A 20,300-nucleotide genomic window follows, 5' to 3' on the forward strand; every position below is an offset into this window, starting at 1 on the left:
TACAGCCAGGATGAGCCGTAGAGCGGCTGGACTTGCCGTGCGCGTCTCTGCCATCCACTTGGCCCCGACCGGAGCTCGAAAGCAACCATCTCAGATCAGCCGTCAGCCCGGCATGCCTCCGAAACCCATTCCAGCCGCCTTTTTGGGATCAGGCCGTAGTTGTAGAAATTGATGCTGTCGACACCGGCTTCTCGGGCTGCGGCGGCGCGAACTGCGAGGTCGGCCGCGCTCGTCATCTCGGGATAGAAGACTCTGAAGCCGGTGCCCAGGATCTTGTCTGGCCCGACCGCGCGCCGGCCTTCGGACACGGTTCTGGAGACGGTAGCTGGATCCATGTCATAGGCACAGAGGATCACGCCATCGAGCGCCTTCGCGGCCTCGGCGATGTCGCAGCCGCCGAGCCAGCCGTCCTTGAGGTCGATCAGCACGAGGCGGCTCGCCGGGTCAGCAGCGTCCCGCAGTTCCCGGAGAAGAGTGGTAACGGGCTCGAAGCGCCAGCGCACGAAGGCCTCCACCTCGGGGTGAGAACGGAAGACGTCGAGACCGTTGACCGGAAACTCCGGCCAGCGCGGCGCGGGTACGGGCCGCTCGCAGGCATCCGTGATCCAGCGGCGGACCGTCGATCGGGCCTTCTCGCCATCCACCCCCGCGGCAGAGGCTCGCGCGAGACAGGCCGGGCAGAAGCAGAGCGACAGGAGGAAATCGTCCTCCGCGGTCAGGCCCACGCCGTCCTTCTCGTGGTGATAACCGTGGGCGAAGCCCATGAACGAGGGGCTCTCGAGTTCGATCACGTCCGGCTTATAGGTCGCGCTCAGGTCGGCAACTAAGTTCCGAACGTAGGCGCGGGCCTCCGGGTGCGACGGGCAGAGATTGAAATAATTAGGGTCGCCGAAGGCGTTTCGGGTCACGGCCTCGGGATGGAGCAGGCCGAGACGGCTGTTGTGCAAGCAGACGGTCCAGGCGGAAACGCGCAGGCCGCCTGCGTCGCGGCGGCGGATGAGATCGGCCAGGACATCGCCTTCCTGCACCACGCTCGCAACCTCTGGCTGCAGCCTTGCGTCGGCCCAACGGCTCGGGGTCGGGCGAAAGTAGATCGTGCCGTCCTCGGGATAATAGGACTTCCGGACGGGACTGCGCGGCTGCAGGAAGCGGCCCGCATGGTAGGACGTCGCGAGGCTGATCGTATCGAGCCCGGCCTCCGCGAACTCGTGCATGACCGTGTCGGCCGACAGGTCCTGCACGTCCCACGGATAGGTCCACATCGACGCATGCATGGCTACGGTGTCCTTCACTGTGCGATCGGCTCGGCGACCTGGATCAGGCAGTCGCCCGCTTCCGACATGGTGTGAAGACGGTGCGAAATGACGATCCCGCCTTCGGCGAAGAGGAGGGGCTCTTCGGGCATCTCCAGCCGTTCGAGGTCATGGTACCAGCCCGCGAGGTCACCGGCCGCGACCGTGGCGCCGAGATCCACCGCGGGTTCGAACCAGCCGTGACGCATGGCATAGATGGCCTGCGAATGGCGCGCCAGCGACAGGATCTGCATCGGTCCGGTTGGGACGGTCGGGATCCTGCCGAGCACCGGGACGTCGATCATGGCGAGCTTGAGCAGCAGGCCGTCGATGGCCTGGGCCGTGGCCCGCATCGTGCGGGGCGAGGCCGTGCCGCCGCCGCCAAACTCCCCGCTGAGGCCGATCACGCCGGCGCGACGGGCAGCCCCCATGGACGTGGGCGCCTGCCGCCCGTTTTCGGCCACGAAACCAAAGGGCAGGCCGAGGCTGCGCATCAGTTCCAGCGCGCGGGACTGTGTGGCCGCATCATCCTGGCTCTCGATCAGTCCGCAGGGCAGATGGGCCATCGACGTGCCCCCCGAATGGAGATCGAAGACGACATCATGCCGGGGAAACAGGTCATGTTCGAGGGCATGGGCGATGCGGCTCGTCGCGGTTCCGGTCGGGTCGCCCGGGAAGGCGCGATTGAGGTTGCCACCGTCGATCGGTGAGCATCGTTTAGCGGCCCGCACCGCGGGGGCGTTCGCCATGGGCAGGAGGGTGAGCGTGCCGTTGAGACGAGAGGGATCAATCCGGCGCGCGAGGCGCGCGAGGCAGAGTTCGCCTTCATATTCGTCGCCGTGGTTGCCGGCCATGAGCAGCACGCGCGGGCCCACGCCGTTGCGGATCACGCAGACCGGAACCTTGACTTGAAAATAGGGCGAGCGGTCGACCGAGACCGGGATGCTCAGCCAGTCGAAGTGCTTTCCGTCGCGATCGAAGTCGAGGGTGTGGTGGACGCCGGAATGCAAGGCAACTCCTTCCAACTGGCCTGACCCGTCGCCGGGGCAGGCGTGAAGTCCTGTCAGAGAACGGCGACGGCCGTCATCTCGACGCGGAGGTCCGGGTCAGCGAGACGCGCCTCGACGCAGGCGCGGGCCGCCGGATTCTTTGGGTCGATCCAGGCGTCGTAGACCGTGTTCATCGCGTCGAAGTCGCTGATGTTGGGCAGGAACACGTTGACGGCCACGAGCTTTGACTTGGTGGTGCCGGCCTGGGACAGGAGCGCGTCGATCTTCGCGAGCACGTCGCGGGTCTGGGCCTCGATACCGGCCTTGCGGTCGTCGGCCACCTGGCCGGCCACATAGACGAAGCCGCCGGCCGAGACGGCCTGAGACATGCGGCTGCCGACGTCAAAACGCTTGATGGTCATCTGATCCTCTGAGGTTGGGCCGAAGCAGGATGCTCAGCCGAAAAAGGTGGGATGGGCCCTTAACACGCGGCCGGCCGGGTCGGTGCCGAACAGCACGCGATAGAGGTGAAGGCAGGTGCAGGGATGCGAGATGCCGAACTCCAGCACATCCCCGACCTGAAGATCCGATCCGGGCGGCACGCTCAGGAAGGCGTGCTGGTCGTTCAGCTTCGTTGTGGCGAAAAGCGAGTTCGGTGTCGGCAGGGCTACCCCGTTGCGGAAGACCCGCAGAGGCCGCGGCAGATCCTGATCGAAGGAGACGTCGCGCATGCCCATGCCGCAGATGGCCTGATCCGCCTCCGGTCGGGACAGAACTTCGGCCCAGAGCCGCAGGACGGGCTGGAATGTCGCGGCCATCGAGGCGGGTGCGTCGTCGAGGCGAAAGCCCTCGCGCCCGTCGATGGTTGCGAAGGCGCGCTCGTAGATCCCGTGATCGCCGAAGAACATCGCGCCGCTGCGCAGCACCAGCGTGGCGGCGCCGTCGGCCGCAACCACGGTGCCGAGCCGGGCCACCACCCTGTCGAAGAACACGGACCCGCCCGCGGTCACGATCAGGGCCTCATCCGATCTCTTCAGGGCGCGGGCGTGGACGAACAATTCGGCCGCGAGGTCGAGCAGCGCGTCGATGACGGTGAGGCTGCGCTCGGGCGTCGGTTGCGCCGCCGCACCCTCGTAGGTCGCGATGCCGGCGAGGCTCAGGTGGGAAGCGGCAGCGACGGCTTCGAGCAGATCCTTGGCCGTTGTAAGATCGCGCGCCCCGGCGCGGGCCGCGCCCACTTCCACGAGCACGCGCAGCGGCGGCAGGTCCACCTCGGTCCAGGTCTGGGCAAGCGCGCCGACAGCCGCGGTGGAATCCGCAAAGGCATAGATCTCCGCTTCCGGGTAGTTCCGACACAGGGCCGCGAGCCGTCGGGCGCCGCCGAGGCCCCCAACCTCGTTGGCGAGGATCAGCCGGGTGAGTCCGGCCCGCAGCATGACGGCCGCCTGGCGGGGATCGGCCACGGTGGTGCCCCAGGCGCCGGCCTCCAGGAGCTGGGCGGCCAGCGTGGGGGCCATCGGCGTCTTGGCATGCGGCGCGATCGCGACGCCGTGCTGCGTGACATAGCGCATCATGGCGGCGGCGTTGTGCCGGAAGCCCGCCTCGTCCATCGTCAGCACCGGCAGGCTCATCACGCCCTCGGCCGGATGCCATTTCTGATGACCGACGGCCGCCAGCGGCAAACCCGACGTGCCGGGCGGCACGCCCCGGACCGTGTCGTCGAGAAAGTCGGAGCCGGGAAGTGTCATGATGCGCATCTTTGAAGGGAGGTGTCTCGCGGCGTGAGCCGTGTCACAAGGCGCCAGACCTGACGTTCCAAGAGAGAGCCATGCCCGAGCCCTATGCCGGCCCGATCGTCGACGCGCACCACCACTTGTGGGATCTCGACATGCAACGTCATCCCTGGCTGCGACCTCAGGCAGGAGAGCGTGGCGGCCTGGGCGACCTCGAGCCGCTGCGGCGCAATTATCTGCCCGCCGATTACAGCCGGGACGCGGCGCGGCACAATATCGTGGCGACCGTTCACGTCGAAGCCGGATGGCGCGCCGATGACAGCCTCAGCGAAACGACTTGGCTCGACACGCTCGACAAGCAGGACGGCGTGGCCCTGCGCTATGTCGCGCGGGTCTCGCTCGCGGAGCCGGACGCACCCGCCTCGATCGCGGCTCAGGCCGCCAACCCGCGCGTCGTCGGCATCCGCGACATCCTGAGCTGGGACCCCGACCCGGCCCGACGCTTCGCGGCGCGCGGCGACCTCATGGAGGATCCCGTCTGGCGCGCCAATCTCGCACAGCTTCGCGGCGCGGGCCTCGGCTTCGACCTGATGGTGTTCGCGCCCCAGCTTCTCGCGGCGGCCAGGCTGGCGGCCGACTTCCCGGACCAGCCCTTCGTCCTGAACCACTGCGGGAGCCCCATCGATCGTTCGCCGGAGGGCTTGCGGGCCTGGCGCACCGGCCTTGCGGCCGTGGCTGCCAACCCGAATGTCCGCATCAAGATTTCGGACCTCGTCGCCTATGATCCCAACTGGACCCTGTCGAGCCTGGCGATGGTCGTCGATGCCTGCCTCGAGAGCTTCGGCCCGAGCCGGGCCATGTTCGCGAGCGACTTTCCCGTCGCGGGGCTGCGCGCCACCTTCGACGAGGTATGGGACAGCTTCAAGGCCATCACGGCGTCCCTGTCGGCTCACGAGCAGCACGCGCTCTTCTTCGGTACAGCGGTGGAGACTTATGGACTGCATAGGCTAGCGCCGGGCGGCTTCGCGTCCTGACAGGAGCAGGAGCCCCAGGATCAGCACGCCGAACAAGACACTGCGCCAGCCGGCCGAGGCGTTCACGACGGTGATCAGCCCCGAGATCGTGACCAGCAGCACCGCACCCGGCACCGTACCGGCATAGCCTCCGAGACCGCCCAGGATCGAGGTGCCGCCCAGCACCACGGCTGCAATCGACATCAGCACGTAAGGATCGCCGATGCCGACGTAACCCTGGCCGTTCATGCCGAGCGCCAGAAGCCCCGCGAGGCCGGCCATGAGCCCGCTGAAACCATAGAGTGCCAGCGTGGTCATGGGTACATTCACGCCCGAAAGAGCACTGGCGAGCGGGTTTGCCCCGAGGGCATAGACACGCGCGCCGAAGCGGGTCCGCCGCAGCATCAAGACCGTCACGAGGGCCACGGCGATCCAGAAAAGCACGCTGGCCGGGATGCCGCACGGGCGGGCGTTGCCCAGCATGTCGATCACGGCATTGTCGACCGAGACGGCGCTGCCGCCCGCCAGCAGAATGAGAGCGCCCTGGAGAAAGGTCGCCATGGCCAGGGTCATGATCATTGGATGGACCCTAAGATAGGCGATGCCGGCCCCGTTGACGATGCCGATGGCGGTCGTGATGCCGAGAATGGCCGCGATGGCCCCCAGACCCGTCGCATCCCCTGGAATGGAGAGGAGCGGCACGCCCACGGCCGTAACGGTGATCACGGCGCCGACCGAAAGGTCGATGCCGCCCCCGATCATCACCAGGGTCTGACCGGCCGCGACCACGCCGATCACCGCCGCGAGCTCGATGAGGTAGCGCAGATGGCCCCAGGTGCCGAAGCCGCGGCTGGTGAGGCTCGCCACGATCCAGACTGCGATCACGATGCCCAACGTGAGCAGCGCTCGATTGCCGAGCAGCCCGGAAAGCCTCGATGTTTTCAGAGTGGAGGACGGCGCGGTCATGATTGCACCCGCCCGGCCCGGTGAGCCCTGCGTTTCGCGATTTCCGGCAAAGCCACGGCACCCACGATGATGAGCCCCTGGGCGATATATTGGGCCACGGGAGGAAGGCCGAGGAAGAACATCACGTTGATCATGACAGTGAGGAGCAGGCTGCCCAGGAAGGCACCGCGCATCGTACCCTGTCCGCCACCAAACCCGACCCCGCCCAGCACCGCGGCCGCGATCGAATTCAGCGTGAAGGCCGACCCGATCACCGGATCCCCCGATCCGGTCTGCGCCGCGACGAAGAACCCCGCGAGAGCCGTCAGCGCCCCGCTGATCGCGTAAGCCGCGATCAGAACCGTATCCACCGCGACGCCAGAGCGATAGGCGCCGACCGGGTTTTCCCCGGCAGCATAAAGGCCAAGACCGAGTGGCGTCGCGGCGTAGAGTTTCCAAAGCGCGATTGTGGCGAGCAGGAGCCCGAATGCCACTGGGCTAGTGCCGGCAAGCAAGTCGGACACGGTCGTCGGCACTGAACCGCCGGGCCTCGGAAGGATGAGCAGTGCGACGCCGCCGATGATGAAGGAGCCGGCGAGCGTCACGATGATGGCTGGCAGGCGCAGGCGAACCGTGATCGCCCCCGTGATCGCGCCGACGACCAAGCCGACTAGAACCACGGCACCGAGCCCTCCCGCGACGCCCAGCGGTGTTCCCATGGTCGTGGCCGCCACGACGGCCCCCAGGCTGACCGTCGCGCCGACCGAGAGGCTGATGCCGCCGGCCAGCATCAGCATGGCCTGCGCCATGGCGGTCAGGGCCAACGGGAGCCACGTTTGGCTGAACTTCGCGAAGCCCTCGAAGGTCAGAAGGCCCGGAAACAGCACCGCATAGGCCGCGAGGAACAGCAGCACCACGATCGTGAGGCCGCCGATGCCCTTGTTCCGCCGCAGCTGGACGGCGCGGTACAGGCCGCGGTGCGCGACGGCCGAAGCCGACATCGTGCTCATGCGGCGCTCCGGACATCATCGGCCGCCATCGCGAGAGCAACGATGCGCTCCTCGCTGATCTCCGGTCCGGCAAGCACAGCGACCACTCGACCGTCGCGCATCACGGCGACCCGATCGCACAGATGCACGAGTTCCGGCGTATCGGAACTCGCGAGCATCACGGCTCGACCTTCGGCCGCGAAGCCGCGCAGCATGGTGTAGATGTCCCGTTTGGTCTCGATGTCGACACCCCGCGTCGGATCGTTCAGCAACAGGATCTTCGGATCGAGCGGCATCCATTTGGCGAGGGCGACCTTCTGCTGGTTCCCCCCGGAGAGCGCCTGCGCGGCGCGACCGAGATCACCCTTGATCCCGAAGCGAGCCGCCAGGGCTCTGATCTGCGTGGACTCGGGCGCAGGGTAACGCCACGCCCAGCCAGCTCCTCGGGCGAGGCCCGGAAGCAGCATATTGCTGCCGATGGCATGGACCAGATGCACGCCTTCGCGCTTCCGGTCGGCCGGGATATAGGCTAGCCCGCATGAGTTGGCGGCCGTCACGCTGCCGGGCAGGCCATCGCGTCCGCCGAATTGCGCCGTGGTGGCCGCAGCGGGGATCGCGCCGTAAAGGCCCAGCAGCAGATCTTCCTGACCCTGGCCGACGAGACCGCCGATGCCGAGAACCTCGCCGGCGCGCAGGTCGAGATCGACACCGCGGACGCGGCCAGCCGCGAATCCCCGGACCGCGATGGCCGGTTGTTGCTCCGCGGTCGGCCTCCAGGTCGGGAACAGGTCGCCCGGATCGCGGCCCACCATCAGCCGCACGAGGGCGGCCGCATCCACGCCGTCCAGAGATCGGTCCGCCGTGCGGGAGCCGTCCTTCAGCACCGTCACGTAGTCGCAGATCTCCATGACCTCGGCGAGGCGGTGAGAAATATAGAGAATGGCGGTTCCCTGCCGCTTCAGCGCGGTGACGAGGCCGATCAGCGTGCGGGTTTCATGGGCCGACAAGGACGAGGTCGGTTCGTCGAGGATCAGGACGCGCGGGTTGCGATAAAGCGCCTTGGCGATCTCCACCAACTGCCGACGGCCGAGCGACAGGTCGCCCACGGGGCGCGCGATGTCCTCGTCGAGGCCGACACGCTCGCACAAGGCGCGCGCCGACCGCGCCAGGGCGCCGTAATCCACGAGGCCGAAGCGGCGCGGGAAGGCACCGAGGCCGATATTCTCGGCGATCGACAGGTGCGTGGTCAGGCTGAGTTCCTGCTGTACCACCGCGATCCCATGCCGTCTCGCGACGACGGGCGTCAGCGGAAGCGCCACGCCATCCACCAAGACGCCGCCGCTGTCCGGCGCGAGAGCGCCGGACAGGATGTTGATCAACGTCGACTTGCCGGCCCCGTTCTCGCCCAGCAGCGCGTGAACGCGCCCCGGCTCGAGCGCGATCGAAACGCCCTTCAGGACCGGATTGCCAAAAAAGGCCTTCCGGACGTCACGCGCTTCGAGAACCGGCGTCGCCACGATGCGGTCTACTTCTGGGTCAGAAGCTTCGCGAACATCGCCTGATCGTAGGGCGAGTAGATGTAGCCGTCCGTGGGGAAATCCTTGGTCCGGGCGATATAGGTCGCAAGGTTGTTGTCGTCGATGATCGGCAGCGGCACCTTCACATAGGCCGGCACGTCCTTGCCCTGGAGCGCCTCGACGGCCGTATATGCGGCAAGCGCGCCGAGCCAGTTCGGCTGCATGGTGGCCCAGCCCTTGAGCCCCTTCTTCTTCCAGAGTTCCAGGAACTGCCGGTAGTTCTCGCCCGTCGTGGGCACAAGGGCGCGGCCCTGCTTGTCCATGGCCAGGATCGCGCCGGCCGACAGGGCACCGCCGAGCGAGAGCACGCCGTCGATCTCGGGATTGTTAAACAGGAGGTTCGTCATCGCCTCCTGGGCAGGCGCGACGTTGTACTCGGTGTTGGTCTCAGCCAGGATCTTGATGTCGGGATGGGCCTTGAGCACGGGCTCCGCACCCTTGCGGCGATCGTCGCTGACCGAGATGCCGGCCGGGCCGTTCATGACGATGATCTTGCCCTTTCCGCCGAGTTGATTGACCATCCACTCGGCCGCTTCCTTGCCCCACTCGCCCTGGTCGGTGTTGACCTTGGCGGTGAGGTCGTCCGTATCGACCAGACTGTCGAAGTTGATCACGGCGATGCCCTTCGCGCAGGCGTCCGCGATCACGCGGTTCAGCGCCGTGGCCGAGCCGGCGTCTATCAGGATGGCATCGACCTTGGCGTCGATCATCGATTGGATCTGCTGGATCTGGGTATTGGCGTTGCCCTGCGCGTCCGTGATCATCAGCTTGGACACGAGGCCTTGCTGCTTCAGCGCGTCCACCTCCTGGCTGATCGTATCTGTGGTCTGCTTCATCCAGGTCGGAACCGAATAGATATTGGCCCAGCCTAGTGTATAGGGCGCCTTATGCGCCCCCGTGATGCATTTGGCGGCGGCCTGCGCCCCAGCCGTTCCGGCCAGCAACGCCATGCAGGCCACACCGGCGGCGAAATACGACACTCTCGTCATCCCATCACCCTCTCTGGCTCGGCTGATCCACACCGGCAGGGCCGCGGCATGCGGTTTGCTGCGCAAGGTATGATTACAGCATCTTGTCCGGAATATCGGACTGTCGTATTAAATATCGGACAATGAAGGCTAGACCCGGTTTTCGCCTTGTGCAAGAGCCTTTCCGGGAAGACGGCCGGAGCCGCTGATGACGTTGACGCAATCATCCGACGCTGAGGCGCTCGCTGGCGCCATGCTGCCCCGCACCGGCGAGCGGCAGCGCGGCATCGACAGGGCGATCGGGGTTCTGGAACTGCTGCTGCAGCGGCGACAGCCTCTGAGTGCCGGCGAGATCGCCCGCGCGCTCAAGGCCCCCCGCTCCACGATCTATGAGATCGTCAACCGGCTGATCGAGGCCGGAATGCTGGAACCGGCCGGAGCGGAAGGGCAGGTCTTCTTCGGCCGCACCATGCACCTGTTCGGCAGCGCCTATCTGAACAGCGACTCCGGCCTTCGCCGGTTCGGTGAGGCATTGGACTCTCTATCGGCCGCAACCGGCGCAACCGTGCAGTGCTGCACGCGACGGAACAACAAATATGTGGTGCTCGACTGCCGGGACGGCACGGGCGCGTTCCGCATCACCAGCGAAGTCGGCGCCGAAGTGCCACTTCCCTGGACGGCCTCGGGCCGCGCGCTGCTCGGCCATCTGTCTGACGAAGCGATCCTGACGCTGATCCCGCCGGCGGATTTTAGGCTCCCAAACGGCGGTCTGCTCTCGCCAAACCAATTCCTGTCCGATGTGGCCCAGGCTCGGCAGAATGGCTTCTTCGAAGCCACCGGCCTCGCGAGCAGCTACACTTGGTGTCAGGCCGTGCCTGTGTTCGGCCGGAACGGCATCGCGGCCTTCACCCTCTGTTTCGTGCTGCCGATCGACAGCGCCGTGGAGCAGCGTGAACGCTGTCTTGCACTGCTGATCGAAAAGGCACGCCAGCTCAGCCACGCGACCGCAGGCTGAAGCCTCTCACCGACAGGACCATCATGCGCATCTTCACGGCGTCCTTCGCGACCGAGACGAATACCTCCTCGCCCGTGCCGACGGATCGGTCCGGCTTCGAAGCGGCCTTCTATGCCGCCCCCGGCGGCCACCCGGCAACGCCCACGCTCTGTTCCTCGCCCATGGTCGCGCTGCGCCGCCGCGCCGTGGCGGACGATATCGATCTTGTGGAGGGAACTGCCACCTGGGCCGAACCGGGTGGTCTGCTCCAGCGTGCCGCCTACGAGGAACTGCGGGACGAGATCATCGATCAGCTCCGCGCAGCCCTGCCGGTGGATGGCGTGGTGCTCGGACTTCACGGTGCCATGGTGGCGCAAGGCTACGACGATTGCGAAGGCGACTTGCTAGAGCGGATCCGCGCCTTGGTCGGGCCGGATGTCCTGGTCGCGGCGGAGCTCGACCCTCATAGCCACCTGACCAGGAAGCGCGTCGCGCAGGCCGACATCCTGGCGGCGTTCCTGGAATTTCCCCACACGGATTTCTACGACCGTGGCGAGCACGTGGTCGACCTCGCGGTTCGCACCTTGCGAGGAGAGATCAGGCCGGTCATGGCGACCTTCGACTGCCGCATGATCGACATCTATCCGACAAGTCGCGAGCCGATCCGCTCCTTCGTCGATCGGATCAAGGCGATGCAGGGCCAGGACGGCGTGCTCTCCATCTCGCTGATCCACGGCTTCATGGCGGGCGACGTGCCGGAGATGGGGACACAGATGCTGGTCGTCACCGATGACGACCCTGCGAAGGCCGCTGAGCTGGCCGAGCGGCTCGGCATGGAGGTCTTCGCCATGCGGGGACAAACCGCCATGCCGATGTTGTCGATCAAGGACGGGCTCGACCGCGCGCAGGCCTGCGTCACCGAGCGCCCAGGGAAGCCGGTCGTGGTCGCCGATGTCTGGGACAATCCGGGCGGCGGAGTCGCCGGGGACGGAACCCTGATCCTGCGAGAAGTCCTGGCACGGCGGATGGATAACGTCGCCGTGGCAACGATTTGGGATCCGATGGCCGTCAGCTTCTGCCGGGCGGCCGGCGAAGGCGCGCGCATCGTTCTGCGCTTCGGTGGCAAAGCGGGCCCAGATAGCGGGGTCCCTATCGATGCCACGGTCGAGGTGGTGCGGGCGGTCGCCGAAGGCTGGCAGAGCTTCGGCGCGAGCCGCGTCACCCTCGGTCCCGCCGCCCTCGTCCGCATCGAGGATAGCCGTGTTCATGTGATCCTGAACACCAACCGTACTCAGACGTTCGAGCCCGACATCTTCGACAATCTCGGCCTCGATCCGCTCGCCCAGGATGTATTGCTGATCAAGTCGACCAATCATTTCTACGCTGGCTTTGTGCCGATCGCGGCCGAGATCCTCTACATCGACGCTGGCGCCCCTTACCCCTCCAATCCAAGGCTCACCGACTATCGCAAAATGACCCGGCCGATCTGGCCGCGCGTCGAGAATCCCCATGAGAAGCCATCCGCTACTCCGACAACTCGGATTCTATGAGCAATGCGCGGGATGCACATGGATTGCTCAGGCTGTGCATCGGTACGAAGTCTCACATTCTCCCTACAAACAGCATGAGTATCGTGGCGACTGGGTCGGTCCTGAACCTATTTCCGATCAACACGATAGTACTCGCGTTCATGGTTCGAGGCATGGGGCCGGGTGACGGCGTTGCTGTCGTCGCAACGCAAAGTAAACGGCCACCTTTCGGCAGCTCCCGTCGTGCGCGTCCAGCCTGCAGTGCGCCAGAGCACGAACCCGCTCCGCGGGAGGGGCGCTGCAGGAAGTTTAAGCAGGATGGACTGGGTTCATAGCGGGTTGAGCGGACCTGGGTCGGCTCCGAGCATGACGGATCATCCTCATCTCGGAGCGAGACCCCGATGAATTGCGTCGCCGCAGAGTGCGACGGCGTCGCACACAGGTCTCATCACGCTTCAGCCGCGCCGTCAGCCTCAGCGAAGGCGCTCCAGAGCGTCGGACACCGCCGTGCGCTCGCCTGCGGTGGTGGGCGGCGAATCGAGATGGGCGGGGATCAGCCCGATGCGGAGCCTGCGAGCTGCCGCTCGCGCCAGGACAGCGGTGCGCCTGTGAAGCCGGCAAGCAGGATCGCGGCATCGGCCACTGAGCGGGCGAGCGGCCCGACGTGATCAAGCGACCAGGAGAGCGGAAAAACGCCCTCTGTTGCGATCAGGCCGTAGCTCGGCGTGACGCCCACGATGCCGCAATGGCTGGCGGGGATGTGTGCTTGCGACTGGTGCGACGAGTGACTGCGAAGGCGTCATTGGGTCGCCGTTTGCTCCGCCGATTCCGGCTTCTTTGCACCTGCCGCTCCGAATCAGACTGTCGCTTCACGGCCACACTCGCCCGTTCGGGCCAATCAGCTTCAGCTAAAGCAGACCTCTTCAATGTTTGGGTTGGGTCGACGTCGGCCGGTTCAGTATCGGCCGCTGAATGTCCGCAAGGTGGCGAGCAGCCAGCGGCTACTATTTGGCGCGAGATTGAATCAACATCGGCCAAATCCTCAGTCCTCGCGAATGGCGAGCATCTCGCTTCCGAAGAAGGCGCGTGCTGCAGGCGCGCGTTCGTCGTAACGGCCGGATCGACGATCCGGGCGCCCAGTCCAAATGGGTTTGACGCGGCATCACAAGCGACTATCGTTCGCATCGGCATGCTGTCCGCCTGGACAAAGCGCCCGTGACCGCGGATCTGACGTGTACCATGGGACGACGCATTCTGGTTCTCGGCGGCACCGGCACCATCGGGCGAGCCACCGTGCGGGTGCTGGTGTCGCGCGGTCACGAAGTTGTCTGCTTCGTCAGACACAGCGCCAACATCTCCGGGCCGACGAAGCGGGACGATCGTGCCCGAGCACTCGCGGGCGCGATCGTGCGGTGCGGGGACGTGACGGATCCGTTGTCGCTGGCTCGCGACGGATTACGCGGCGAGCCATTCGACGTCCTGGTCTCGTGTCTAGCCTCGCGCACAGGCCTGCCGGCGGACTCCTGGGCCATCGACTATCAAGCGCATGTCGACGCATTGAGCGTCAGCAAAGAGGCAGGTGTGACGCATATCGTCTTGCTCTCGGCAATTTGCGTTCAAAAGCCGATTCTCGCGTTCCAGCACGCTAAACTAGCCTTCGAGTCGGTGCTGGCCCAGTCGGGGCTCGACTACACCATCGTGCGTCCCACTGCCTTCTTCAAATCGCTATCGGGCCAGCTCGATCGATTACAACGCGGCAAGCCGTTCCTGGTGTTCGGCAACGGTGCCCTAACGGCCTGCAAGCCGATTAGCGACGACGACCTGGGCACCTTTCTCGCGGAGTGCATCGATAACGAGGAACGGCGCAACCGCGTGCTCCCGATCGGAGGACCCGGCGAGGCGATCACGCCGAAGGCGCAGGGCGAGCGGCTGTTCGCGCTGCTCGGGCGCGAACCTCGGTTCACCCATGTGCCGGTGATGCTGCTCGACGTGATCATCGCCGCGCTTTCGGCGATCGGGAGGGTGATCCCGGCGCTGGCAGCCAAGGCCGAGCTCGCTCGGATCGGTCGCTACTACGCGACCGAGTCCATGCTCGTCTGGGATCCTGCGACTGCGCGCTACGATGCACATGCCACGCCATCCACGGGCACCGAAACGCTGTTCGACCATTACGCGCGTTTGGTCCGAGGCGAGGCGGTGGTCGAGCGTGGAGATCACGCCGTGTTTTGACGGCTCTCGGATCTGGTATCCACCGCGATCCGATACGATCCCCTTGTGGACACCCCGTAAGACTTCCCGAGATAGGCGCGTTCGCCGCAGTAGAGCCGGTTTTGCAGGGTTCGCCAACCAACCGTCTCGTTAAAAGGCGTTCCGCGGTGCGTCCTCAGGCCGCCACGGTGCAGAATGCCGGCGATCCGTGTGGCCGACTTCAGTTTCGCGTAGAGGTCGTGAACCCGGCAGACGACGGCTGCCTCAGCCTCCTCAACGATCAGGAGGCGGTCCTCGAGCCGGTAGCCATAGGGCCGGAACCCCGTGGCCCAAACGCCCCTCTCGCGCAATGCTGCCAACTTGTCCCGAGTGCGCTCGCTCGTGATCTCCCGCTCGAACTGCGTGAAAGACAAGAGCACGTTGAGGGTGAGCCGTCCCATGCTGCTGGTGGTGCTGAACTGCTGCGTGATCGAGATGAACGTCACCCCGTGCCGCTCGAATGCTTCAACGAGCCGAGCAAAATCCCGCAGGGATCGTGAGAGTCGTCGATCTTGTAGACGACAACGATGTCGATGGATCCGGCTGCCACGTCCGCGAGGAGGCGTTGCAAAGCCGAACGTTCCAACGTCCCGTCGGAGAAGCCGCCATCGTCATAGCGGTCCGGCAATTCGCCCCAGCCCTCCGAGGTTTGGCTGGCCACGTAGTGCGAACACGCCAGACGCTGCGCGTCCAAAGAGTAGAAGGTTTGCTCAAGCCCTTCCGAATGGGATTTCCGCGTGTAGATGGCGCAACGCACATGGCTTCTCCTCAACCGCAGATGGCCCCCGGCCGCCGACCGCTCGCTCTTTCACCCTGACAGCAGAAACGGCGGCTACATCCAACGTACCAGGCGTCATTCGCCGGCTTGAGTTCGCAGGTCATGGCGCTGGTGAGGTGAGACGACCAGCATGCCGTCCATGCCTTATGGTCCAGGCTTGAGGACCGCTCGGCCTGCGGCCGTTATGCGGTAAACATTGGCGCGGTCATCGCGCAGGCGTCCCAGACGCACAAGTTCCACGAAGCCAGCGGCGAGGAGGAGACGAGGCGACACGTCGTCGAAGACCGTGAACGGGTCCTCGAGCAACGACCCCATCCGTTCGCCGGCCAGCGACCGGGTCAGCGTGCCGCCGTCGGCCATGCGCCTCAGGATCGCCGATTGAGCCGCGGTCACGAAGTGCGGCTTGCCGTCCCGCTCGGTCATCTCCGATTGACCGGAGCGTGCCCGGTACTTGCATGGCGCAGGTCGGGTCGGAGCCACGGCAGCGTCATCGCCAATGAGGTCAAAACAACGGCTAGCACGATGCCGAATCGCGATCGCCCGGGCTCCTTCGGCAACTCCGGGCGGCACGAAGCAAAGCATCGGAGCGTCAACTCACGCCGGCCGGGCATCTGTCGCGCATTGGCTTGAGGGCGCCAACGGTATGCCCGGCCAGAAAGCTCGCCTCCGTCCTCGATTGTCCGTCCGTGAAGCTGAAGTCATTCGCAAACCGGTCTCCAGGCTCGGCAGTAGGGAGCCGACGTCGAGGACGAGATACCCGCCCGCTGACCATGATGCGTGACGGGCTTGCGATCGACCTGCAACGTGGCCTGGCAGCGGCGGATCGCCGACGCCGGTGCGGCACCTTCGCCGACGCGCCGCACCACGAAGTCGACGTGCTCCTCAGCGCAGCGGACCATCAAGGTCCAGGTCCGAACTGGTCGTCGAGCACCGCCACGCCGTGATCCCGCTCCGCGCGCACGAACCAAAGCCCAATGCCATACTGTTCCGTGGCAACGACACGCGGGTGGACCGGCCACCATCTCCAACGCCGTCATAATGGTGGCCCAAGCTTCACGTCCTGGGTCGTACCGTCAGATCGATGTCGAGCGCCTCGATCGCGGCGAGCACGATGCTGAGCGCCAGGTCATCACCGAAGCCGTAACTCTGTCCCTGTGGAGCTGCGACGTCGCGCAACGCGCGGCTAACGATCAGGGCGTCGGCTGTCGCCAACGCGTACGTCAGAAATGCGGCCTGAGCACTCGGCTCAAGAACGCTGGATCTAAACCGATCCGCTACGTCGGTGGGCATCAACCCTGCTCGTCACGGGTGAACTTGCACCCGATGCTGCCAGGAAAACGACTTGACGCGCAAGATCGTGGGCGGCAACTCGGACTGAGCGAAATGACGATCGTACCAAATGAAACAAAGGGTGAATCACGTGACTTCGCCTGTTTCCGGCTCTCGTCGAGCCTGTGCGCTCCTTACCTCGTCATTGCCTTACTCGCCGCCCGGCTCATCACGACCTCCACTGTCGCGGTCAGCAAGGACTGCCTACAGGACTTCGTGGTGGCCAGCTTCCAGTTCTGCTTGAACCCCAAGCTCGCGGGCGGCAGCGACCTGCTCTGCTTCACCGGTTTCGCGACGCTGTTCTCAGGGCTGACGCGAACGTCGATCGATTCGGCCGAGCTCCTCACGGCAGACCGCATCGGCACTGTCAGCGCCATGGTGCGCGTGAACAGATTCGACGCCAAGGCGCATGTGCTGGACGAGCTGCAAAGCGAGCTCAAGGATTATCGTGTCTCCGGCTCCGATCGCGGCCACGACCTGCTGCGCGTGTTCATGCCGACGGCACCGGTCCTCATGCTGGCGTTTACGGCGCTTCGGCTCTGTTCGCTCAAGCAATCGGCGAGGAACAGGAACAATTTTCGCCCGGTCACGCGCCGTCCCGAGCCGCGAGCGCGATGGGGCCATCAAAATTTGATTCGCACTGATTTGACGCACCACTCTCGTTCCGAGCTTCAGCTGCTTCCGGCGCTCGATCTTGCGTCATGGCTCCCAAATAAACGCGGGTCTTATCGTCATGCAGCATCGTGGAGAAGAACTCCCATTCAGCTACTAAGGCGAGCCGCGTCTCCTCGGGCACATTGTAGAACTGTACCTCCTTGGCAAAGGGCGAGAAGGTCGAGTGAAAACGCTGTCGATTGTCAATCTCCTGCCACGTTGCAGCTCGGCCAGCGCGCGCGAATAAACTGCATCGCGCCAAGATCTCCTCGGCCTGACGGGTTCCGGTCTCAGCATTGCAAAGGTTGCGGCGAGCCTCTTTAGGGTCGCTTGTGCCAAGGGACAACCGGAGGAGATTTGCATATCCCGAGCCGGGTGGCATGCGCATTTGAAGATAATACCGACCGGCACCGCGACGAGTAAGGTACGGCAGATTTGGCAAAGGCGTCACCGATGGCGCGGGGTCACACTGTGAGATAGATGTGTAAGACGTCTAACAACGGCCGGACACCGACTCGCTACCAAACGAACAAATACAACAAATTAGGAGGCGCTCTTCTCGATTGAGCGATTGGTAGCGGGGGTCCGATACATCGCAAAACCCCCGAAATCGACGCCTTTCTCGTTCTCCCGCAACCAGGTCGCGTGAGTACCTGCGGGAGGCAGCCATCGGCCCTAGTGGCCGTTACTTAAAGCGAACGAGGAAGGGGTGGGCCGCATCTGGGAGTTCGCCCGCTGTGCCGACCGGGCGGACCGGTATGCGGTCTGATCGAGGCCGGCACGACAGGGGCGGTCGCCCAAGGGCGGGCCACCATCATGATCCTGAATGCTTACCCGGGAGCGTTTCCGACCCGTCCTGCACTTATCGGTCTGTCCTCAAGGTTGTGTCAGCCGGATCTGCACCCTGGTTTGGTGAACCAGAGCCTTGTGCATCAGGACGAACTTTGTGGCCTCGGCAACTTTGGTGTGCCACTGCGAAACCTGATGGTGATCAATGGACCTCGCGCCCCCTTGGTAATCTGACGTATCGATCATCAGGTTGGGGTCGAGGTCCGCGCCCTGGCATATTGCACGCGCTACGGTTTCGATCTGCGGATCCATGGTGCACCTCTTTCTATGAACACAATCACTGGACGCGCGCTTCGGATCGGCAGGCCGCCAGATATTTGCTTCGCCTATCCCGTCGGGCCTCTTGACCGGGGGGACAGGCGTCGAACACGGCAAGGGCCACCACCATACCGCCGGCTCCCTACCTAGAAGCCTACAGCCGTGAAATGGCATGGCGAGAAGACAACCGCACATGTCGATTGGCCAACGGTACCGCATGGCGACCGAGGCGGCCTTGCGGCATCCGGTGTCGAGGGTGTGGTAGGGGTATTGGCAGCGGTGCGCACCGTGATCGTGCGTTTAATCAAACGATCCGGTGCGCGATGGTGCCGCCCGTGTCGCGGACCTGGAAAGGCAATTGGAACCGGGCGGTGTAAGAAGCGGCCGGCGCCAGAGATTAGAACGCCGGCCGCTTGTGCCATCGTGGCAAGTCAACACGCGGCACAAAGGCAGCTACGCAAAAACAAGGACCAGAGATGAGCACCAGAGGCATAGCGGTGTCTCAACCTCATGCCTTGGTTAAGCCGCGATCCTGAAGAGCGATACCAAGCCCCCACAACCTGCGGGATCGGCGGCCTTTCGGCTGCCTCTCAGCCTCCGCTACCGCCAGCATTGAGAGCCGTCGCCTCACGGCTGCTTCGAGAACTGTCTCAGTATGACCATCAACAATCGGCTGCGCTTTCATCAGCATGGCAAAGCTCTGGCCTGTGGTGCTATGGACTCGATCAGTCAGAGTTGCGCGATGTTGTTAAGAGGCGGTTAAGCGCTCGGATAGCGACCGGAGCCGCGTTGCAGTGTCCCGCACCCGGTACTCATCACTGATGAGGGCAAGTGGTACAGCGACCGGGCCGGGGCTTGTTTGAGGCTGGGCCTGGATGGCAAAGAGCGCGCCCGCCGCCCCGTGCTGCCGCGACCACGCAACAGGTCAGATCCCCCACACACCGAGCCAGCCCACGCTGTTCTAGTCGGCTCAAGAGCGTTGCAGATCGGGGTCGCCTTACGCGAAGCTAATTAGCCAAACGCAAAAAGCCCCACAAGGGGCTAGACATTTGTGCAATGCGAGAGCATTGTCTCAAAGCGACTTAGGTCGCATGCCCTTCTTGGGTGTTTCCTCCCTAGACTTGGGCCGCCTTCGGGCGGCTCTTTTTTTGTCCAGGACGACTTTATTGCATGGCTTACGGTGGCGCGCAAGGCAGCTATGCGGACTGAACTTGCTCATTTTTTGAACAATCGGCAGCGGCGTCAGCCACACCTTCGCACCCACCGCTTCCCCTCACGCCGCACAACGTCCTTCCGCCCAAATCTCCCAAACCGCGTCACCACCGATTGCTTCAGGCTCCTGCGCAACACAGCCTTGCCCCCATCGAGCCCTTTGCATTGATGATCGCCACAGCCAGCTTGCGCGTGTCGAGGCCGTCAGGTGCGGCCTGTAGCGCGCTCAATCCAAGCCGCAGTCTAAAGACCGTCAGCCGCCCGTGATCTTGGAACGGCTATTTCGGAAGCCGGGTCAGTCTTGGACGCCAAATGCCGAGCGCGACATTGGCCACCGCGACAACGAGCACCACCCACAATGTCAGTTGCTCCGCCCCTGGCGATCCTCCCAATGTCGCTGGATCGACCTGGCCCGCAACGGCTCTCGCACTTCGTTCGGCTTCGTCCTGCATTGCTCCCTGAACGTGCGCGAAGCCCTCGAAGATGAGAACACCGGTCGCCAGCTTCAGCCAGGCCCAGCCAGCATTCTGATAGGCGTTGTTCAGTGCCATTGCGAACAGGCCCGCGACCAACGTGAGTGCGATCGACGGCATAAAAATCCACTTGGCGATGGCGCCCATCGCGCCGCGCAACAGCGCATACCCAGCCGCTGAGGCCGGGGGAGGAGCAAAGTGAAGCATGACAAGCAGCGACGCGACCGATCCCATGAGCCCGACCGCCCCGATCGTGTGCAAAAATTTGAGCAAGCGTCGCAATGTGTCTCGAAAAGGGTCGCCGTGGGGACGCCGAAACTCTAGCCAGATTGCTCGCATCCGCCAATTCGCGCTGCGAGCACTGACCTCGATGATCTCGCCATCCGAAAAGCGGGCGCGGCTCCTGAGCGTGTGCCTCTTTGTTCGCGAAATCCACGGATCGCGCGGATGCTGCGGAACACGTCTGTGAGG

At 64.8% G+C, this 20,300-nt stretch carries 19 protein-coding genes and 1 pseudogene; 5 read left to right on the top strand and 15 right to left on the bottom strand.

Annotation, left to right across the window (positions count from 1 at the left end):
• Positions 1-95 precede the first annotated feature (95 nt).
• The 4 genes from M8523_RS23360 to M8523_RS23375 are packed head-to-tail and all read right to left on the bottom strand — an operon-like array spanning position 96 to position 4,038.
• On the bottom strand, positions 96-1,274 hold the full coding sequence (locus tag M8523_RS23360) for a beta/alpha barrel domain-containing protein (RefSeq protein ID WP_282587349.1): 1,179 nt from the start codon (positions 1,272-1,274) through the stop codon (positions 96-98).
• 14 nt (positions 1,275-1,288) lie between these two features.
• Positions 1,289-2,302 (bottom strand): M14 family metallopeptidase, encoded by a 1,014-nt coding sequence (locus M8523_RS23365; RefSeq protein ID WP_282587307.1) that lies wholly within the window; start codon positions 2,300-2,302, stop codon positions 1,289-1,291.
• Positions 2,303-2,355: 53 nt separating this feature from the next.
• Positions 2,356-2,703 carry a RidA family protein gene (locus M8523_RS23370; RefSeq protein WP_282587308.1) on the bottom strand — a complete coding sequence of 116 codons (348 nt, stop codon included), beginning with the start codon at positions 2,701-2,703 and terminating at the stop codon, positions 2,356-2,358.
• Between the two features lie 33 nt (positions 2,704-2,736).
• A complete protein-coding gene (locus tag M8523_RS23375) occupies positions 2,737-4,038 on the bottom strand; it encodes an alanine racemase (protein ID WP_282587309.1) in 1,302 nt (433 codons plus the stop codon).
• A 71-nt stretch (positions 4,039-4,109) separates the two neighbouring features.
• On the opposite strand from M8523_RS23375, the gene M8523_RS23380 reads away from it, so the two are divergent.
• The gene (locus M8523_RS23380) at positions 4,110-5,048 is read left to right on the top strand and encodes an amidohydrolase family protein (RefSeq protein ID WP_282587310.1); all 939 of its coding nucleotides are present in this window, start codon (positions 4,110-4,112) and stop codon (positions 5,046-5,048) included.
• Here the strand turns inward: M8523_RS23380 and M8523_RS23385 are convergent.
• The 4 genes from M8523_RS23385 to M8523_RS23400 are packed head-to-tail and all read right to left on the bottom strand — an operon-like array spanning position 5,022 to position 9,527.
• Positions 5,022-5,993, bottom strand: a complete 972-nt coding sequence (locus tag M8523_RS23385) for an ABC transporter permease (protein WP_282587311.1) — start codon at positions 5,991-5,993, stop codon at positions 5,022-5,024. The genes M8523_RS23380 and M8523_RS23385 overlap by 27 nt on opposite strands.
• Positions 5,990-6,982, bottom strand: a complete 993-nt coding sequence (locus tag M8523_RS23390; protein ID WP_282587312.1) for an ABC transporter permease — start codon at positions 6,980-6,982, stop codon at positions 5,990-5,992. The genes M8523_RS23385 and M8523_RS23390 overlap by 4 nt, the downstream gene beginning before the upstream one ends.
• A complete protein-coding gene (locus M8523_RS23395; RefSeq protein ID WP_282587313.1) occupies positions 6,979-8,478 on the bottom strand; it encodes a sugar ABC transporter ATP-binding protein in 1,500 nt (499 codons plus the stop codon). The genes M8523_RS23390 and M8523_RS23395 overlap by 4 nt, the downstream gene beginning before the upstream one ends.
• Before the next feature lie 8 nt (positions 8,479-8,486).
• A complete protein-coding gene (locus M8523_RS23400) occupies positions 8,487-9,527 on the bottom strand; it encodes an ABC transporter substrate-binding protein (RefSeq protein WP_282587314.1) in 1,041 nt (346 codons plus the stop codon).
• Between the two features lie 187 nt (positions 9,528-9,714).
• On the opposite strand from M8523_RS23400, the gene M8523_RS23405 reads away from it, so the two are divergent.
• Both M8523_RS23405 and M8523_RS23410 read left to right on the top strand, forming a co-directional pair.
• Complete coding sequence (locus tag M8523_RS23405) at positions 9,715-10,521, top strand: IclR family transcriptional regulator (protein WP_282587315.1); 807 nt, start codon at positions 9,715-9,717, stop codon at positions 10,519-10,521.
• 23 nt (positions 10,522-10,544) lie between these two features.
• On the top strand, positions 10,545-12,050 hold the full coding sequence (locus tag M8523_RS23410; RefSeq protein ID WP_282587316.1) for a M81 family metallopeptidase: 1,506 nt from the start codon (positions 10,545-10,547) through the stop codon (positions 12,048-12,050).
• Positions 12,051-12,582: 532 nt separating this feature from the next.
• Here M8523_RS23410 and M8523_RS23415 read toward each other — a convergent pair.
• Positions 12,583-12,789, bottom strand: coding sequence for an amidase family protein (locus M8523_RS23415; RefSeq protein WP_282587350.1), 207 nt, complete (start codon positions 12,787-12,789; stop codon positions 12,583-12,585).
• Between the two features lie 479 nt (positions 12,790-13,268).
• Between M8523_RS23415 and M8523_RS23420 the strand changes: the two genes are divergently transcribed.
• Complete coding sequence (locus M8523_RS23420; RefSeq protein ID WP_282587351.1) at positions 13,269-14,258, top strand: NAD(P)H-binding protein; 990 nt, start codon at positions 13,269-13,271, stop codon at positions 14,256-14,258.
• Here the strand turns inward: M8523_RS23420 and M8523_RS23425 are convergent.
• The 4 genes and pseudogenes from M8523_RS23425 to M8523_RS23440 all read right to left on the bottom strand — a co-directional run bounded on the left by M8523_RS23425 (position 14,243) and on the right by M8523_RS23440 (position 16,344).
• Entirely contained in the window at positions 14,243-14,650 is a 408-nt protein-coding gene (locus M8523_RS23425; protein ID WP_428351144.1) for a recombinase family protein, read from the bottom strand. The genes M8523_RS23420 and M8523_RS23425 overlap by 16 nt on opposite strands.
• Positions 14,627-15,033, bottom strand: a pseudogene (locus M8523_RS23430) (recombinase family protein); the annotation flags it as partial. The pseudogene M8523_RS23430 and the gene M8523_RS23425, both read right to left, overlap by 24 nt.
• A 165-nt stretch (positions 15,034-15,198) precedes the next feature.
• A complete protein-coding gene (locus tag M8523_RS23435; RefSeq protein ID WP_282587318.1) occupies positions 15,199-15,477 on the bottom strand; it encodes a hypothetical protein in 279 nt (92 codons plus the stop codon).
• 630 nt (positions 15,478-16,107) lie between these two features.
• Positions 16,108-16,344 carry a hypothetical protein gene (locus M8523_RS23440; RefSeq protein WP_282587319.1) on the bottom strand — a complete coding sequence of 79 codons (237 nt, stop codon included), beginning with the start codon at positions 16,342-16,344 and terminating at the stop codon, positions 16,108-16,110.
• A 93-nt stretch (positions 16,345-16,437) separates the two neighbouring features.
• Here M8523_RS23440 and M8523_RS23445 point away from each other — a divergent pair, with 93 nt between their 5' ends.
• Positions 16,438-17,361 carry a hypothetical protein gene (locus tag M8523_RS23445; protein WP_282587320.1) on the top strand — a complete coding sequence of 308 codons (924 nt, stop codon included), beginning with the start codon at positions 16,438-16,440 and terminating at the stop codon, positions 17,359-17,361.
• Between the two features lie 552 nt (positions 17,362-17,913).
• Here the strand turns inward: M8523_RS23445 and M8523_RS23450 are convergent.
• Both M8523_RS23450 and M8523_RS23455 read right to left on the bottom strand, forming a co-directional pair.
• Positions 17,914-18,138, bottom strand: a complete 225-nt coding sequence (locus M8523_RS23450) for a hypothetical protein (RefSeq protein ID WP_282587321.1) — start codon at positions 18,136-18,138, stop codon at positions 17,914-17,916.
• 1,496 nt (positions 18,139-19,634) lie between these two features.
• Positions 19,635-20,111, bottom strand: coding sequence for a hypothetical protein (locus M8523_RS23455; protein ID WP_282587322.1), 477 nt, complete (start codon positions 20,109-20,111; stop codon positions 19,635-19,637).
• Positions 20,112-20,300: the final 189 nt, after the last annotated feature.

Source organism: Lichenifustis flavocetrariae (assembly GCF_026130545.1).
Taxonomy (GTDB): Bacteria; Pseudomonadota; Alphaproteobacteria; order Rhizobiales; family Beijerinckiaceae; genus Lichenihabitans; species Lichenihabitans flavocetrariae.

What these genes read in the sequence shown, in the direction of transcription:
- M8523_RS23360 (WP_282587349.1), bottom strand. Translation starts at nt 1,274, where the DNA reads ATGCATGCGTCGATGTGGACCTATCCGTGGGACGTGCAGGACCTGTCG.
- M8523_RS23370 (WP_282587308.1), bottom strand. Translation starts at nt 2,703, where the DNA reads ATGACCATCAAGCGTTTTGACGTCGGCAGCCGCATGTCTCAGGCCGTC.
- M8523_RS23375 (WP_282587309.1), bottom strand. Translation starts at nt 4,038, where the DNA reads ATGCGCATCATGACACTTCCCGGCTCCGACTTTCTCGACGACACGGTC.
- M8523_RS23380 (WP_282587310.1), top strand. Translation starts at nt 4,110, where the DNA reads ATGCCCGAGCCCTATGCCGGCCCGATCGTCGACGCGCACCACCACTTG.
- M8523_RS23385 (WP_282587311.1), bottom strand. Translation starts at nt 5,993, where the DNA reads ATGACCGCGCCGTCCTCCACTCTGAAAACATCGAGGCTTTCCGGGCTG.
- M8523_RS23390 (WP_282587312.1), bottom strand. Translation starts at nt 6,982, where the DNA reads ATGAGCACGATGTCGGCTTCGGCCGTCGCGCACCGCGGCCTGTACCGC.
- M8523_RS23400 (WP_282587314.1), bottom strand. Translation starts at nt 9,527, where the DNA reads ATGACGAGAGTGTCGTATTTCGCCGCCGGTGTGGCCTGCATGGCGTTG.
- M8523_RS23405 (WP_282587315.1), top strand. Translation starts at nt 9,715, where the DNA reads ATGACGTTGACGCAATCATCCGACGCTGAGGCGCTCGCTGGCGCCATG.
- M8523_RS23410 (WP_282587316.1), top strand. Translation starts at nt 10,545, where the DNA reads ATGCGCATCTTCACGGCGTCCTTCGCGACCGAGACGAATACCTCCTCG.
- M8523_RS23420 (WP_282587351.1), top strand. Translation starts at nt 13,269, where the DNA reads ATGGGACGACGCATTCTGGTTCTCGGCGGCACCGGCACCATCGGGCGA.
- M8523_RS23435 (WP_282587318.1), bottom strand. Translation starts at nt 15,477, where the DNA reads ATGACCGAGCGGGACGGCAAGCCGCACTTCGTGACCGCGGCTCAATCG.
- M8523_RS23440 (WP_282587319.1), bottom strand. Translation starts at nt 16,344, where the DNA reads ATGCCCACCGACGTAGCGGATCGGTTTAGATCCAGCGTTCTTGAGCCG.
- M8523_RS23445 (WP_282587320.1), top strand. Translation starts at nt 16,438, where the DNA reads ATGACGATCGTACCAAATGAAACAAAGGGTGAATCACGTGACTTCGCC.
- M8523_RS23450 (WP_282587321.1), bottom strand. Translation starts at nt 18,138, where the DNA reads ATGGATCCGCAGATCGAAACCGTAGCGCGTGCAATATGCCAGGGCGCG.